12 protein-coding genes are annotated in these 15,758 nt (G+C 52.2%); 10 read left to right on the top strand and 2 right to left on the bottom strand.

The genetic code is table 11. The features are described from left to right. Positions 1 to 20: 20 nt before the first annotated feature. Both F3I44_RS08085 and F3I44_RS08080 read left to right on the top strand, forming a co-directional pair. The gene (locus tag F3I44_RS08085) at positions 21 to 1,361 is read left to right on the top strand and encodes a UDP-glucose/GDP-mannose dehydrogenase family protein (protein ID WP_150015145.1); all 1,341 of its coding nucleotides are present in this window, start codon (positions 21 to 23) and stop codon (positions 1,359 to 1,361) included. Positions 1,362 to 1,375: 14 nt separating this feature from the next. After that, positions 1,376 to 2,383, top strand: a complete 1,008-nt coding sequence (locus F3I44_RS08080) for an NAD-dependent epimerase (RefSeq protein ID WP_150015144.1) — start codon at positions 1,376 to 1,378, stop codon at positions 2,381 to 2,383. A 77-nt stretch (positions 2,384 to 2,460) separates the two neighbouring features. On the opposite strand, the gene hns is transcribed toward F3I44_RS08080, so the two are convergent. Beyond that, a complete protein-coding gene (hns, locus tag F3I44_RS08075) occupies positions 2,461 to 2,871 on the bottom strand; it encodes a histone-like nucleoid-structuring protein H-NS (protein WP_150015143.1) in 411 nt (136 codons plus the stop codon). A 407-nt stretch (positions 2,872 to 3,278) separates the two neighbouring features. Here hns and tdk point away from each other — a divergent pair, with 407 nt between their 5' ends. Next, the gene (gene tdk / locus F3I44_RS08070; protein ID WP_150015142.1) at positions 3,279 to 3,899 is read left to right on the top strand and encodes a thymidine kinase; all 621 of its coding nucleotides are present in this window, start codon (positions 3,279 to 3,281) and stop codon (positions 3,897 to 3,899) included. Between the two features lie 67 nt (positions 3,900 to 3,966). Here the strand turns inward: tdk and adhE are convergent, their stop codons facing one another. Continuing rightward, positions 3,967 to 6,654: a bifunctional acetaldehyde-CoA/alcohol dehydrogenase gene (gene adhE / locus F3I44_RS08065; RefSeq protein WP_150015141.1), complete on the bottom strand. Its 2,688-nt coding sequence runs from the start codon at positions 6,652 to 6,654 to the stop codon at positions 3,967 to 3,969. A 459-nt stretch (positions 6,655 to 7,113) separates the two neighbouring features. Here adhE and F3I44_RS08060 point away from each other — a divergent pair, with 459 nt between their 5' ends. The 7 genes from F3I44_RS08060 to oppF all read left to right on the top strand — a co-directional run bounded on the left by F3I44_RS08060 (position 7,114) and on the right by oppF (position 15,722). Next, positions 7,114 to 7,761: a YchE family NAAT transporter gene (locus F3I44_RS08060; RefSeq protein WP_150015140.1), complete on the top strand. Its 648-nt coding sequence runs from the start codon at positions 7,114 to 7,116 to the stop codon at positions 7,759 to 7,761. 581 nt (positions 7,762 to 8,342) lie between these two features. After that, entirely contained in the window at positions 8,343 to 9,968 is a 1,626-nt protein-coding gene (locus F3I44_RS08055) for an ABC transporter substrate-binding protein (RefSeq protein ID WP_150015139.1), read from the top strand. Between the two features lie 154 nt (positions 9,969 to 10,122). Continuing rightward, positions 10,123 to 11,763 (top strand): oligopeptide ABC transporter substrate-binding protein OppA, encoded by a 1,641-nt coding sequence (oppA, locus tag F3I44_RS08050; RefSeq protein ID WP_150015138.1) that lies wholly within the window; start codon positions 10,123 to 10,125, stop codon positions 11,761 to 11,763. 92 nt (positions 11,764 to 11,855) lie between these two features. Next, positions 11,856 to 12,776 carry an oligopeptide ABC transporter permease OppB gene (gene oppB / locus F3I44_RS08045; RefSeq protein WP_061062598.1) on the top strand — a complete coding sequence of 307 codons (921 nt, stop codon included), beginning with the start codon at positions 11,856 to 11,858 and terminating at the stop codon, positions 12,774 to 12,776. A gap of 14 nt (positions 12,777 to 12,790) precedes the next feature. Continuing rightward, entirely contained in the window at positions 12,791 to 13,699 is a 909-nt protein-coding gene (oppC, locus tag F3I44_RS08040) for an oligopeptide ABC transporter permease OppC (RefSeq protein ID WP_150015137.1), read from the top strand. An 11-nt stretch (positions 13,700 to 13,710) separates the two neighbouring features. Further along, a complete protein-coding gene (locus tag F3I44_RS08035) occupies positions 13,711 to 14,724 on the top strand; it encodes an ABC transporter ATP-binding protein (RefSeq protein ID WP_033732831.1) in 1,014 nt (337 codons plus the stop codon). After that, entirely contained in the window at positions 14,721 to 15,722 is a 1,002-nt protein-coding gene (gene oppF / locus F3I44_RS08030) for a murein tripeptide/oligopeptide ABC transporter ATP binding protein OppF (protein ID WP_150015136.1), read from the top strand. Before F3I44_RS08035 ends, oppF begins: the two co-directional genes overlap by 4 nt. Positions 15,723 to 15,758: the final 36 nt, after the last annotated feature.

The following is a 15,758-nucleotide window of genomic DNA, read 5'->3' as shown; positions in this document are numbered from 1 at the left end:
CATAAACACAGGATAACTCGATGAAAGTCACTGTATTTGGTATCGGCTATGTCGGTCTGGTTCAGGCTGCGGTGTTAGCCGAAGTCGGACATGACGTTCTCTGCATTGATGTCGACGCTAATAAAGTCGAAAATCTGAAAAAAGGCATCATTCCTATTTTCGAACCAGGTTTAACGCCGCTGGTAATGTCCAATTACGAAGCGGGTCGTCTGAAGTTCAGCACTGAGGCTGAGCAGGGCGTAAACCATGGTGTTATGCAGTTTATTGCAGTCGGTACACCACCGGATGAAGACGGCTCTGCCGATCTGAAATATGTGACCGCCGTAGCGCGCACCATTGCGCAGCATATGAACGATCACAAAGTGGTTATCGACAAATCAACCGTTCCGGTTGGCACAGCAGACAAAGTTCGTGCAGTAATGACGGAAACGCTTAAAGCGCGTGACGCCAACATCACCTTCGATGTGGTTTCAAACCCGGAATTCCTGAAAGAGGGTGCAGCAGTTAATGACTGTATGCGTCCGGAGCGTATTGTTGTCGGTACCGACAACGACGACGTGGTCGAACTGTTACGCGAGCTCTATGAGCCGTTTAACCGTAACCACGATCGCATGATCATGATGGATATCCGCAGCGCAGAGCTGACCAAGTATGCTGCAAACTGCATGCTGGCTACCAAAATCAGCTTTATGAACGAGATGTCTAACCTGGCTGAACGTTTAGGCGCGGATATCGAGAAAGTACGCCAGGGTATCGGTTCTGATCCCCGCATTGGCTACCACTTTATCTATCCTGGCTGTGGCTACGGCGGCTCCTGCTTCCCGAAAGATGTGCAGGCGTTAATCCGTACCGCTGAGTCCATTGGCTATCAGCCACGTCTGTTGCAGGCGGTGGAAGATGTGAATGACAACCAGAAAAACAAGCTGCCGACCTTCATCAAGCGTCATTTTGGTGACGATCTGAAAGGTAAGACGTTTGCACTCTGGGGCCTGTCATTTAAGCCGAACACTGACGACATGCGTGAAGCCTCCAGCCGTGTGCTGATGGAAACGCTGTGGGAAGCGGGCGCATCTGTCCAGGCGTTTGACCCTGAAGCGATGGATGAAGCGCAGCGCATCTATGGTCACCGCAGCGATCTGAAGCTGATGGGTACCAAAGAGGCCGCACTGCAGGGCGCAGACGGTCTGGTCATCTGTACAGAGTGGCAAAACTTCCGTGCGCCTGACTTTGACGTTATCAAAAATGCACTGAAAGAAGCCGTGATTTTTGATGGTCGTAACCTGTATGATCCAGAGCGTATCAGCAAACGCGGTTTCGTTTATTATGCAATCGGCCGCGGAGCGTCAATTCAAACTGCATAATTAACGAGGGATTTATGAACTTTCTGGTCACCGGCGCCGCAGGCTTTATTGGTTTTCATGTCAGTCAGCGTCTGCTGGCCGCCGGTCACCAGGTTGTCGGTATCGACAACCTGAATGATTATTACGACGTAAATCTCAAACATGCCCGTCTCAATTTAATTAAAGCTGATTCTGGTTTTACATTCATTGAGCTGGATCTGGCGGACCGTGACGCAATGGCGTCACTGTTCGACCAGCACACATTCCAGCGCGTTATTCACCTTGGCGCTCAGGCTGGCGTCAGGTACTCCATTGAAAATCCCCATGCCTACGCAGACTCAAATCTGATCGGTCACCTCAATATTCTTGAAGGCTGCCGTCATCATAAAATTGAACACCTGCTCTACGCCTCATCCAGTTCAGTTTATGGCCTGAATCGAAAAATGCCGTTCTCAACCGAAGACAGCGTTGATCACCCGGTTTCTTTATATGCGGCGACCAAAAAAGCTAATGAGTTAATGTCGCACTCTTACTCGCATCTTTATCAGTTGCCGACGACCGGATTGCGCTTCTTTACCGTTTACGGTCCATGGGGCCGTCCTGATATGGCACTCTTTAAGTTCACCCGGGCAATGATTGCGGGTGAAGCGATAGATGTTTATAACCAGGGCCAGATGAAACGCGACTTTACCTATATTGACGATATTGCTGAAGCGATTGTCCGTCTGCAGGATGTTATTCCGCAACAGGATGATAACTGGACCGTTGAAACCGGTTCACCCGCAACCAGCTCTGCGCCTTATCGGGTTTATAATATTGGTAACAGTCAGCCGGTTACCTTGATGAACTATATCGAAGCGATTGAGAAAGCATTGGGGATTACGGCGAAGAAAAACCTGATGCCAATGCAGCCCGGTGATGTGCTGGAAACCAGTGCGGATACCGAAGCATTGTATAAGGCCATTGGTTTTAAACCGCAGACCGGGGTCGAAGAGGGCGTTAAAAACTTCGTTGACTGGTATCGGGATTTCTATTGCGCCTGATTAAAAGAAAAAGGAAGCTTCGGCTTCCTTTTTTATTGAGGTATCAGGCTAACGCTTAAGCAGCGAAGCAGTCAGCATTACAGTAAAAAATCGTCCAGCGTTTTACCCTGTTCTTCCAGCGCTTTTTTAATCACGGCCGGTGTCCGTCCCTGACCTGTCCATGTTCTTGACTCGCCTTTTTCATCGGTATAACCATATTTGGCCGGGCGCACTGAGCGTTTTCCTTTTGCCGCAGCTCGGGGAGTAGCGGTCAGCGTGTTAATCAGTTCATTCGGGTCGATTCCATCCGCCAGCAGCATTTCACGATACTGATTAAGCTTACGCGTGCGTTCTTCATTTTCTGCCTGAAAATGTGACTCTTCTTCGCGGCGTTCTTTTACCACTACGTCCAGTTTTTCCAGCATTTCTTCCAGTGTTTCGACGGAATACTCTCTGGCCTGGGCGCGCAGCGTACGGATATTATTAAGAACTTTTAGTGCTTCGCTCATTGTGCTGGTCTCTGAATAAGGGAAAAGTTGTGTTGCCCGCTAATAGTAGTGGTGACATTAAATAACTTCAATCTTAAAAAATATTCAGAACGATAATCCCCTGAGTAATTAAAATAATCACAGTCAGAATTCCACGGTTATGGCAAATAAAAAATAGTTTCCGCGGGTCTGATATGCAATAAATTTAATGTATTAAGCGTGATGACAAAAATGTCGTTCCTTTTGTTGCGGGTAAAATAAGCAAAACTTATCCTGCGTGTAGTGCACATAACTGGCTCCCGGCGAAGCACAAAGATGAATAAGTGGTCAGCGGTTACGCTTTAATTACCGCTACACCGCAACGTATTACCTGCACTTTGTGTTAATATGCGCGCCATTCCGTTAAGTCCTGATGAAGATACGCTCCTATGGCTCAACTCTATTTTTATTACTCTGCCATGAATGCAGGGAAATCGACAGCACTGCTGCAATCCTCCTATAACTATCAGGAGCGCGGCATGCGTTCGCTGGTCTATACCGCTGAAATCGATAATCGGTTCGGTGCCGGACAGGTGAGTTCCCGTATCGGACTCTCGTCGCCGGCCTTGCTCTACAATGCTGAAACCGCACTCTATAGTGACATTGCCGCCGAGCATGCCGTGCAGCCAATCCACTGTGTGCTGGTTGATGAGAGTCAGTTCCTGACCCGGGAGCAGGTTAAAGCACTCTCAGATGTCGTAGACGATCTGGATATTCCGGTGCTCTGTTATGGTCTGAGAACCGATTTTCGCGGTGAACTGTTTGTGGGCAGTCAGTATCTGCTGGCATGGGCAGACAAGCTGGTTGAGCTTAAAACCATTTGTCATTGTGGTCGCAAGGCGAGCATGGTGCTGCGACTGGATAGTGAGGGTAAACCTTTCAGCGAAGGCGAGCAGGTGGTCATTGGCGGTAACGAACGCTATATTTCCGTCTGCCGTAAGCATTATAAACAGGCGATAGAACAGGGATCGTTACAGGCGATTCACGGCGCACAGACTCCGCTGAATTAACCGCGTCATTCAGGCAATAAAAAACCCGCCGAGGCGGGTTTTTTATCAGACAGTCAGAAGCGGACTATCAGACTTTTTTTACTTTCTTCTCAACCTTCACGCCTTTCACCGGCTGCTCAGCTACGGCTTCGGCGACAGTTGAGAACGGTTCGACAAATTCACGTCCGTAGTAGGTGTCGAGCATAATCTGTTTCAGCTCAGCAATCAGCGGATAGCGTGGGTTCGCGCCGGTACACTGGTCGTCGAATGCATCATCGGCCAGTTTATCGACTTTCGCCAGGAAGTCAGCTTCCTGCACACCGGCTTCACGGATTGAGGTCGGAATACCGAGTTCAGTTTTGATCTCGTCCAGCCATGCCAGCAGCTTCTCAATTTTCTGCGCAGTGCGGTCGCCTGGTGCGCTCAGACCTAAGTGATCAGCAATCTCTGCGTAACGACGACGCGCCTGTGGACGATCATACTGGCTGAATGCGGTCTGTTTAGTCGGATTGTCATTCGCGTTGTAGCGAATAACGTTCGAGATTAACAGGGCATTCGCCAGGCCGTGTGGGATATGGAACTCTGAACCCAGTTTGTGTGCCATTGAGTGACAGACCCCAAGGAAGGCGTTGGCAAACGCAATACCGGCGATAGTTGCGGCATTGTGTACGCGTTCACGCGCCACCGGGTTTTTAGCACCTTCGGCATAACTGGCCGGCAGGTTCTCTTTCAGCAGTTTCAGAGCCTGCAGCGCCTGACCATCAGAGTATTCATTCGCCAGTACGGAAACATAGGCTTCCAGCGCGTGGGTTACTGCATCCAGACCCCCGAAGGCGCAGAGTGAACGCGGCATATCCATCACCAGATTGGCATCGACAATCGCCATATCCGGCGTCAATGCATAGTCAGCCAGAGGATATTTCTGACCGGTCGCATCATCGGTTACCACAGCGAATGGTGTGACCTCTGAACCGGTACCTGAGGTGGTCGTGATGGCAACCATGCGTGCTTTGACGCCCATTTTTGGGAACTTGTAAATACGTTTACGGATGTCCATGAAACGTAACGCCAGCTCTTCGAAGTGGGTTTCCGGATGTTCGTACATCACCCACATGATTTTCGCGGCATCCATTGGGGAACCGCCGCCCAGCGCAATGATGACGTCAGGTTTAAAGCTGTTCATCTGCTCTGCACCTTTACGTACGATGCTCAGCGTTGGGTCAGCTTCAACTTCGAAGAACACTTCAGTTTCGATGCCGTGTGATTTCAGTACGCGGGTCACCTGGTCAGCATAACCGTTATTGAACAGGAAGCGGTCAGTGACGATAAAGGCACGTTTCGCGCCATCCGTTGCCACCTCTTCCAGCGCAATTGGCAGTGAACCCCGACGGAAGTAGATGGATTTAGGAAGTTTATGCCACAACATATTCTCAGCTCGCTTGGCGACAGTTTTGGTATTGATCAGGTGTTTTGGACCGACGTTCTCTGAAATAGAGTTACCGCCCCAGGAACCACAACCCAGCGTCAGAGACGGGGCCAGTTTAAAGTTATAGAGGTCACCGATACCGCCCTGAGAGGCCGGGGTGTTGATCAGAATACGCGCGGTTTTCATTTTGTCCCCGAAGTAGTGCACGCGCTCAGTCTGGTTATCCTGGTCGGTGTAAAGGCAGGAGGTGTGACCGATACCGCCCATGGCAACCAGTTTCTCCGCTTTATCTACAGCATCCTGGAAATCTTTTGCCCGATACATCGCGAGGGTAGGTGAGAGTTTTTCGTGGGCAAATGGTTCAGATTCATCTACCAGTTGCACTTCACCAATCAGGATCTTGGTGTCCGGCGGCACGCTGAGACCGGCCATCTCTGCGATTTTGAAGGCAGGCTGACCCACGATGGCCGCATTCAGGCCGCCGTTTTTCAGGATGATATTCTGCACTGCGCTCAGTTCAGCACCCTGCAGCATGTAGCCGCCATGGCTGGCGAAACGTTCACGCACGGCGTCATAAACAGAATCAACCACAATAACAGATTGTTCAGAGGCGCAGATCACCCCGTTATCGAAGGTTTTCGACATCAGAATAGAGGCAACGGCACGTTTCACATCGGCTGTTTCATCGATCACTACCGGCGTGTTACCAGCACCGACACCAATCGCCGGTTTACCGGAGCTGTATGCTGCTTTCACCATGCCCGGACCGCCGGTGGCAAGAATCAGGTTGATGTCAGGGTGATGCATCAACTGGTTTGACAGTTCAACAGACGGGGCATCGATCCAGCCGATAATGTCTTTAGGCGCACCGGCAGCAATGGCGGCCTGCAATACGATATCGGCAGCTTTGTTTGTTGCGTCTTTGGCGCGTGGGTGTGGCGAAAAGATAATGCCGTTACGGGTTTTAAGACTGATTAACGCTTTGAAGATAGCGGTTGAGGTTGGGTTGGTGGTCGGGACGATACCGCAAATCAGGCCAATTGGCTCGGCGATGGTAATGGTACCGAATGTATCGTCAGTGGCTAACACGCCACAGGTCTTTTCATCTTTATAGGCGTTGTAGATATACTCGGAAGCAAAGTGGTTTTTAATGACCTTGTCTTCGACGATGCCCATACCGGATTCGGCAACGGCCATCTTGGCTAGCGGGATTCTGGCGTCAGCGGCGGCAAGGGCGGCGGCTCGGAAGATGGCGTCGACCTGTTGTTGAGAAAAGTTGGCATATTCACGCTGGGCTTTTTTTACACGTTCGACCAGTGCATTGAGTTCAGCGACATTGGTTACGGCCATGGTGTTCTCCTGAAGGAAGTTAAACTTTTTTAGTAAACAATCCTGCGTCCTGAGTATAGTCTCGCTGAAATAACGTGACTGGCTGACAGGAAAAGCCCGGATTTTCAACTGTTTACTGAACGAGTCTTCTGCTGGCGTTTGCGAGGTTTCTTACGCTGACGCTTATACTTCCGTTAAGAAAAGATTACCTGGTTTGGGGTAGATCAATTTTGATGCAGATCAATTTAGGTTCAAGCTGACACCTTTCAGCACCCCTTTAGAGAGCTTTCCTGTCAGGTCCGCGTGCTCCTGTGCTCAGCCCTCCTGGCAGTGGCTAAATCCAGCCACTTTTTAATCTCTGGCGGAAAGCGCTAAATGCTTTACTGTTCATCAGGATAAATACCTATGTGCACATCTGGCGTCTCTGCACGTTTTCACATACATTAGGCGCGTTTACCCCCTGTGGTACGGAGTAGAGTCGTGAATCCAGCGCTTTTAGATCTATCAGGCTATATAAAATTTTTTGTCGGGCTCTTTGCGCTGGTCAATCCGGTAGGCATTATTCCGGTGTTCATCAGCATGACCCGTTATCAGGGGGTAGTTGAGCGTAACAAAACCAACCTTACGGCTACTCTGGCCGTTGCCATTATTCTCTGGACGTCACTTTTCCTCGGCGATGCGATTTTGCGTGTGTTTGGCATTTCGATTGACTCGTTCCGTATTGCGGGCGGAATTCTGGTCGTCACCATTGCCATGTCGATGATCAGCGGCAAGCTGGGCGAGGATAAGCAGAACAAGCAGGAGAAGTCAGAAACGGCGATTCGTGAAAGCGTGGGGGTTGTGCCGCTGGCATTACCACTGATGGCGGGCCCGGGTGCCATCAGCTCAACCATCGTCTGGAGTACCCGCTACCACAGCTGGATAAATCTGCTGGGATTCACGCTGGCAATTGCTATTTTTGCTTTCTGCTGCTGGCTGTTGTTCCGCGCCGCGCCGTTAATGGTGCGCATGCTTGGCCAGACCGGTATTAACGTGATTACCCGAATTATGGGGCTGCTACTGATGGCGCTGGGAATTGAATTTGTTGTGACCGGTTTGAAGTCGATTTTCCCCGGCTTACTGAACTAAAACTCACTTATTTCATGCGGCGAAGTGAATTGGTGACCTGAAATGGTGCAGTAAAGCATTTTATTGCACCATAATAATGCAGTTATTCATCCTGCTTAATATAAACAGACGATTATAAATTCCGTTACTGTGGGTTTGCTCACAGACTTTTTTTTGCAAAATAATGTCACGATTTTCACACGATAATCTGCTGCCTGATCTCCACCCAACCCTATAAACCCCCCGGTTTACAGTGCTCAGCCTGAATTTCATCACGCCGATGCCGTTTATATCAATACAAATACCGAATAAGACGCTTTTTGTGGCTGCATACCGGCCCGGAAACAGGTTTCCAGCTAAACAGTTTATTTTTCATATCGATATAATATTTTCAGGACGAAAATTAACACTTTCGCTGCCTGACATCTCATGATAAAAGAGAATTAGTTAACATTTTAGCTATTTTGCTTTGGCACCCCTTCGCGGCTTCTGATAATTTTTGGCCCAACGCGATTTTTTTCTCCGTAAGCCCAAAGTGAGAACGCTTTTTGCTTAAGCCTATCGGGATACTTAATTAAAGGTTGGCGTTTCGCATGATTGGGATGGAAAACTTGCAACAACAGCGGTCAGTAATCGCACTCTTTTTGTTCACGGCTTTTTCTCCAGCCTATGCCGCTACGGTTCCGCCGGGAACGACACTGGCCGCGCAACAGCAAATAGTGATCAACAACGGAAGCGAAGTCTCTTCGCTGGATCCACATAAAACCGAAGGCGTGCCGGAATCTAATGTTATTCACAACCTGCTGGATGGGCTGGTTAACACCGATAACCGCGGTCAGGTCGTGCCGGGCGTCGCCAAAAGCTGGGAGAATCCACAACCCACGGTCTGGATTTTTACTCTGCGTGATGATGCAAAGTGGAGCAATGGCGAACCAGTGACCGCCGCCGATTTCGTTTATAGCTGGCGTCGGCTGGTGGACCCGAAAACGGCATCGCCTTATTCCAGCTATCTGCAGGCAGCCCATTTTGCCAGTATTGATGCTATCCTTGCCGGTAAAGCGTCACCCGATGAGCTGGGCGTCAAAGCGCTGGATGCACATCGGCTGCAGATAACCCTGAGTGAGCCGGTGCCTTACCTGGTGGCGATGTTAGCGCATACGGCAATGAAGCCAGTTTATGCGCCAGCCATTAAGCAGTGGGGCGACGCCTGGACCCGTCCCGATCACTATATCGGTAACGGTGCCTATACACTGAACGACTGGGTGGTGAATGAAAAAATCGTCGTGAAGCGTAATCCCCACTACTGGGACAATGCGCATACGGTGATTGAGCAGGGGACCTTCCTGCCGATCGCTTCTGAAAACAGTGACATTAATCGCTATCGCAGTGGCGGCACGGATATCACTAACAGTGCTGTTCCGCCAGAGATGTTTGGCAAGCTGCGCAAAGAGCTGGGTGATGAAGTAAAAGTGAGTCCGCTGCTTTGCACCTTCTACTACGAAATCAACAACAAAAAAGCGCCGTTTACCGATGCACGGGTACGCGCCGCGCTGAAAATGACCCTCGATCGCGAGGTGATTGCCAATAAGATCATGGCTCAGGGGCAGATTCCGGCCTATAGCCTAACGCCACCGTTCACGGCCGGTATTAAGCTATCCCCACCAGAATGGTTCACCTGGACACAGGCGCAGCGTAATGAGGCGGCGAAAAAGCTGCTGGCAGAGGCGGGCTTTGATGCCAGTCATCCGCTGACCTTTACGCTGCTCTATAACACCTCTGATCAAAATAAGCGGCAGGCGATTGCAGCCGCGTCAATGTGGCAGAAAAACCTGGGCGCGAAGGTGACGCTGCAGAATCAGGAGTGGAAAACCATGCTGGAGACCCGTCATCAGGCTCAGTATGATGTGGTGCGTGCCACCTGGTGTGCCGATTACAATGAGCCCTCTACCTTCCTGAACATGCTGATCAGCAATGCCTCAATCAACACCGCATTTTACAGCAGCGCGATCTTCGATCGCTTAATGGCGGAAACGCTGACGGCGGGCAGCGAGGCGCAGCGCGCCGACCTGTATCAGCAGGCTGAAACACAACTCGACAAAGACTCACCAATTGTGCCAGTTTACTACCGCGTAAGTGTGCGCCTGGTAAAGCCCTGGGTTGGCGGCTTTACGGGCAAAGACCCGCAGGACATGACAGACCTGAAGTACTATTTCATCAAACAACACTGATCTGATCGCCGCTTCGGCGAGACAGTCGGAACACGTATCAGCGTACAGACCATTTTGGGGTCAATCTCCCTGGGAACAGGCCAGGGAGCCCGGAGACGGGGGACGCCGTGACAGAGCATCGCCGCGGTGACGATAATAAAACTGGAGTGTAATAATGAACAACATCACGAAAAAAAGCCTGATTGCAGCGGGCGTTTTCGCCGCAGTAAGTGCCCTGGCAGGGAATGCGGCTTTCGCAGCAACCGTGCCTGCGGGCGTTGAGCTGGCCGCAAAACAGGAGCTGGTTCGCGGCAATGGCGATGAAGTACAGTCGCTTGATCCGCACAAAATTGAAGGCGTGCCGGAAGACAACGTGGCGCGCGACCTTTATGAAGGTCTGCTGGTCAATGACAGCAACGGCAAACCGATTCCGGGCGTAGCGGAAAGTTACGAAAACAAAGATTTCAAAGTGTGGACGTTCCACTTACGTAAAAATGCCAAATGGTCCAATGGCGAGCCGGTTACCGCGCAGGACTTCGTCTATAGCTGGGAGCGTCTGGTCGATCCTAAAACGGCTTCACCGTACGCCAGCTATCCGCAGTATGGTCATATTCTGAACGTCGATGACATCATCGCCGGGAAAAAACCGATTACCGATCTGGGCGTAAAAGCCATTGATGACCACACGCTGGAAGTTACCCTGAGCGAGCCGGTTCCCTATTTTGATAAGCTGCTGATTAACTCCGTCATGTCACCGGTTTACAAACCGGCAATTGAGAAGTTTGGCGAGCAGTGGACCCAGCCACAGAACTGGGTCGGCAACGGTGCCTTTAAACTGGACGCACACGTGATTAACGAGCGCATCACCCTGGTACGTAACCCGAACTACTGGGACAACGAACACACCGTGCTGAACAAAGTTACCTACCTGCCAATCAGTTCTGAAGTCAGTGACGTTAACCGTTACTTCTCTGAGAACGGCAGTGACATGACCTACAACAATCTGCCAATTGAGCTGTTTAAAAAACTGCAGCGTGACAACCCTAAAGAGCTGCACGTCGATCCTTACCTCTGCACCTACTACTACGAAATCAATAACCAGAAAGCGCCATTCACCGATCCTCGCGTGCGCGCGGCCCTGAAGCTGGGTCTGGATCGTGACATCATGGTGAATAAAGTTCTGGCACAGGGCCAGAAGCCGGCCTACAGCTACACGCCGCCATCTACAGACGGCATGGACATTCTGCCGCCAGACTGGTTCACTTGGTCACAGGACAAACGTAACGCTGAAGCGAAGAAGCTGCTGGCTGAAGCGGGCTACACCGCCGACAAACCCCTGACTTTTAACCTGCTGTATAACACCTCCGATCTGCACAAGAAGCTGGCGATTGCCGCCTCGTCGATCTGGAAGAAAAATATCGGCGTGAACATCAAGCTGGAAAACCAGGAGTGGAAAACCTTCCTGGATACCCGTCATCAGGGTAACTACGATGTGTCGCGTGCGGCCTGGTGTGCTGACTACAACGAACCGACTTCATTCCTGAACACCATGGTGTCCAACAGCAGCAGTAACACATCGCACTACAAGAGCGATGCGTTTGACAAAGTAGTGCGTGACGCGATCAAAGCCCCGGATGCCAAAGCCCGCGCAGTGGACTATCAGAAAGCTGAGCAGATTCTGGATAAAGACAGCACCATCGTACCGGTTTATTACTACGTGAACACGCGTCTGGTGAAACCTTACGTTGGTGGTTATACCGGTAAAGATCCACTGGATAAAACGTTGTCTAAAGACTTCTACATCATTAAACACTAATAGCATTCAGGCTATCAGCAGTGGCGGCGCGTCTGACGCCGCCTTTTTTAATTTTTTATATGTTGTGAAGCAACAGCCTGGTAGGTACGGCAATGTTAAAATTCATCCTGCGTCGCTTGCTTGAAGCGCTACCGACGCTGTTCGTCCTGATTACCATCTCCTTCTTTATGATGCGCCTTGCGCCTGGCAGTCCCTTTACCGGCGAGCGTACGCTGGCACCCGAAGTCATGGCCAACATTGAGGCGAAGTACCACCTCAACGATCCCATTGGTAAGCAGTATGTCGATTACCTTGTGCAGCTGGCGCACGGCGATTTCGGTCCGTCGTTTAAATACAAAGACTATTCAGTCAACTATCTGGTCGCACATGCGTTCCCGGTTTCTGCCAAACTCGGTCTGGCCGCGTTCCTGCTGGCGATAGTGCTGGGCGTGACCGCCGGCGTTATCGCGGCGCTCAAACAAAATACGTTGTGGGACTTCGCGGTGATGGGGGTGGCAATGACCGGCGTGGTGATACCCAGTTTCGTGGTCGCACCGCTGCTGGTCCTGCTGTTCGCCATCAGCCTGAAATGGCTACCGGGCGGCGGCTGGAATGGCGGGCAGTGGAACTACATGCTGCTGCCGATGGTGGCGCTGTCGCTGGCGTATATCGCCAGTATCGCGCGTATCACCCGTGGGTCGATGATTGAAGTGATGCACTCCAACTTTATCCGTACCGCGCGCGCCAAAGGCTTACCGCTGCGCCGCATTGTGCTGCGTCATGCGCTGAAGCCCGCATTGCTGCCGGTGATCTCCTACATGGGACCGGCGTTTGTCGGCATCATCACCGGGTCGATGGTCATTGAGTCGATCTATGGTCTGCCGGGTATCGGTCAGCTGTTTGTGAACGGTGCGCTGAACCGTGATTACTCACTGGTGATGAGCCTGACCATTCTGGTCGGTTTGCTGACCATTATCTTCAACGCGATTGTTGACGTGCTCTATGCCGTTATCGATCCAAAAATTCGTTACTGATTGCGGAGTTCGCCATGATGTTAAGTAAGAAAAACAGCGAAGCTCTTGATGCGTTCAGTGAGAAGCTGGAAGTAGAAGGGCGCAGCCTCTGGCAGGACGCGCGTCGTCGTTTTATCCATAACCGGGCGGCCTTAATCAGCCTGCTGGTGCTGCTGGTGATTACCCTGTTCGTGATTTTTGCGCCGATGCTGGCGCAGTTCACTTACGACGATACCGACTGGGCCATGATGTCCTCGCCGCCGGATACCACGTCCGGCCACTGGTTCGGCACTGACTCATCAGGTCGTGACCTGCTGGTGCGCGTGGCGATTGGTGGCCGCATCTCCCTGATGGTAGGTGTGGCCTCTGCGCTGATCGCGGTGATCGTGGGCACACTTTATGGTTCGATTGCTGGCTATCTCGGTGGCAAAACAGACTCGGTGATGATGCGTATTCTGGAAATTCTTAACTCCTTCCCGTTTATGTTCTTCGTCATCCTGCTGGTGACCTTCTTTGGTCGTAATATCCTGCTGATTTTTGCCGCTATCGGCATGGTTTCGTGGCTGGATATGGCGCGTATTGTGCGCGGCCAGACGCTGAGCCTGAAGCGCAAAGAGTTCATTGAAGCGGCCCATGTCGGCGGGGTATCAACCTGGAAAATCGTATTGCGCCACATCGTGCCGAACGTGCTGGGTGTGGTCGTGGTGTACGCCTCACTGCTGGTACCAAGCATGATCCTGTTTGAATCCTTCCTGAGCTTCCTGGGTCTGGGTACGCAGGAGCCGCTGAGTAGCTGGGGCGCACTGCTCAGCGATGGGGCTAACTCCATGGAAGTGTCGCCGTGGCTGCTGCTCTATCCGGCGGGCTTCCTGGTGGTCACGCTGTTCTGTTTCAACTTTATTGGCGATGGCCTGCGTGATGCCCTCGACCCGAAAGATCGTTAAGGAGTTTCCCGATGACTATTCATGAATTCCAGCCAGCGATGGCGGCCCGCGCGGGAAGCGAACAGCTACTTACGGTCAAAGATTTACGCGTGACCTTTGGCACGCACGATGGGGATGTGACCGCCGTCAACGACCTGAACTTCTCGCTGCGTGCCGGTGAGACGCTGGGGATTGTTGGCGAATCCGGTTCCGGTAAGTCACAGACGGCCTTTGCTCTGATGGGGCTGCTGGCGAAAAATGGCCGCATTGGCGGCTCGGCGATGTTCAACGGCAAAGAGATCCTGAATTTGCCTGAGAACCAGCTCAATAAACTGCGCGCCGAACAGATTGCGATGATTTTCCAGGACCCGATGACCTCGCTGAACCCCTATATGCGGGTAGGCGAGCAGCTGATGGAAGTGCTCAAACTGCACAAAGGGATGAACAGCGCCCAGGCCTTTGAAGAGTCAGTGAGAATGCTGGACGCGGTGAAAATGCCGGAGGCACGTAAACGCATGAAGATGTACCCGCACGAGTTCTCCGGCGGGATGCGTCAGCGCGTAATGATTGCCATGGCGCTGCTGTGCCGGCCAAAACTGCTGATTGCCGATGAACCGACCACGGCACTGGATGTGACGGTACAGGCGCAGATTATGACGCTGCTCAACGATCTGAAGCGTGAATTCAACACCGCCATTATCATGATCACTCACGATCTCGGCGTGGTGGCCGGGATCTGCGACAAGGTGCTGGTGATGTATGCCGGACGCACCATGGAGTATGGCCGCGCCCGCGATGTTTTTTATCAGCCTGCGCATCCTTACTCAATCGGTCTGCTCAATGCCGTGCCGCGCCTGGATGCGGAGGGCGAGAGCCTGACCACCATTCCGGGCAATCCACCCAATCTGCTGCGTCTGCCGCAGGGCTGTCCGTTCCAGCCGCGTTGTCCGCATGCGATGGATATCTGCACCCAGGCTCCGCCGCTGGAGCCGTTTGGCGATGGCCGTCTGCGTGCCTGCTTTAAGCCGGTGGAGGAGTTAGTATGAGCACCGTAGCTGAAAAAAAAGTGTTACTGGAAATCGCCGACCTCAAAGTTCATTTCGATATCAAAGATGGCAAGCAGTGGTTCTGGCAGCCGTCAAAAACCCTGAAGGCAGTGGATGGCGTCAGCCTGCGCCTTTATGAGGGAGAAACGCTGGGCGTGGTAGGCGAGTCTGGCTGCGGCAAATCGACCCTGGCGCGCGCCATTATTGGTCTGGTTAAAGCCACGGAAGGTCGGGTGGCCTGGTTAGGCCGCGATCTGCTCGGTCAGAGTGAAGAGGAGTGGCGCAAGGCGCGCAGCGATATCCAGATGATTTTCCAGGATCCGCTGGCGTCGCTGAACCCGCGTATGACCATCGGCGATATCATCGCCGAGCCACTGCGCACCTATCATCCGAAAATGGCGCGTCAGGAAGTGAAAGACCGCGTCAAAAATATGATGATGAAAGTGGGGCTGCTGCCCAACCTGATTAACCGCTACCCGCATGAGTTTTCGGGCGGTCAGTGTCAGCGTATCGGTATCGCCCGTGCACTGATTCTGGAGCCGAAACTGATCATCTGCGATGAACCGGTCTCGGCGCTGGATGTGTCGATTCAGGCGCAGGTGGTGAACCTGCTGCAGCAGTTACAGCGTGAGATGGGGCTGTCGCTAATCTTTATTGCCCACGATCTGGCGGTGGTGAAACATATCTCTGATCGGGTGCTGGTCATGTATCTGGGGCATGCGGTGGAGCTGGGCACCTACAGCGAGGTCTACAGCAATCCGCAGCATCCTTACACCCGTGCGCTGATGTCTGCCGTGCCGATTCCCGATCCTGATCTGGAAAAGAACAAGCAGATTCAGCTGCTGGAAGGGGAGTTGCCGTCGCCGATTAATCCGCCGTCAGGCTGCGTGTTCCGCACCCGCTGTCCGATTGCCGGCCCGGAGTGTGCGAAAACCCGGCCGCTGCTGGAAGGCAGTTTCCACCATGCGGTCTCCTGCCTGAAGGTCGATCCGCTATAAAGCAAAACGCCGGGCACGTGCCCGGCGTTTTATTAT

It is taken from the genome of Pantoea sp. F_5 (assembly GCF_008631595.1).
GTDB lineage: Bacteria > Pseudomonadota > Gammaproteobacteria > Enterobacterales > Enterobacteriaceae > Pantoea > Pantoea gossypiicola.
This window is presented reverse-complemented; position numbering and strand designations above follow the sequence as displayed.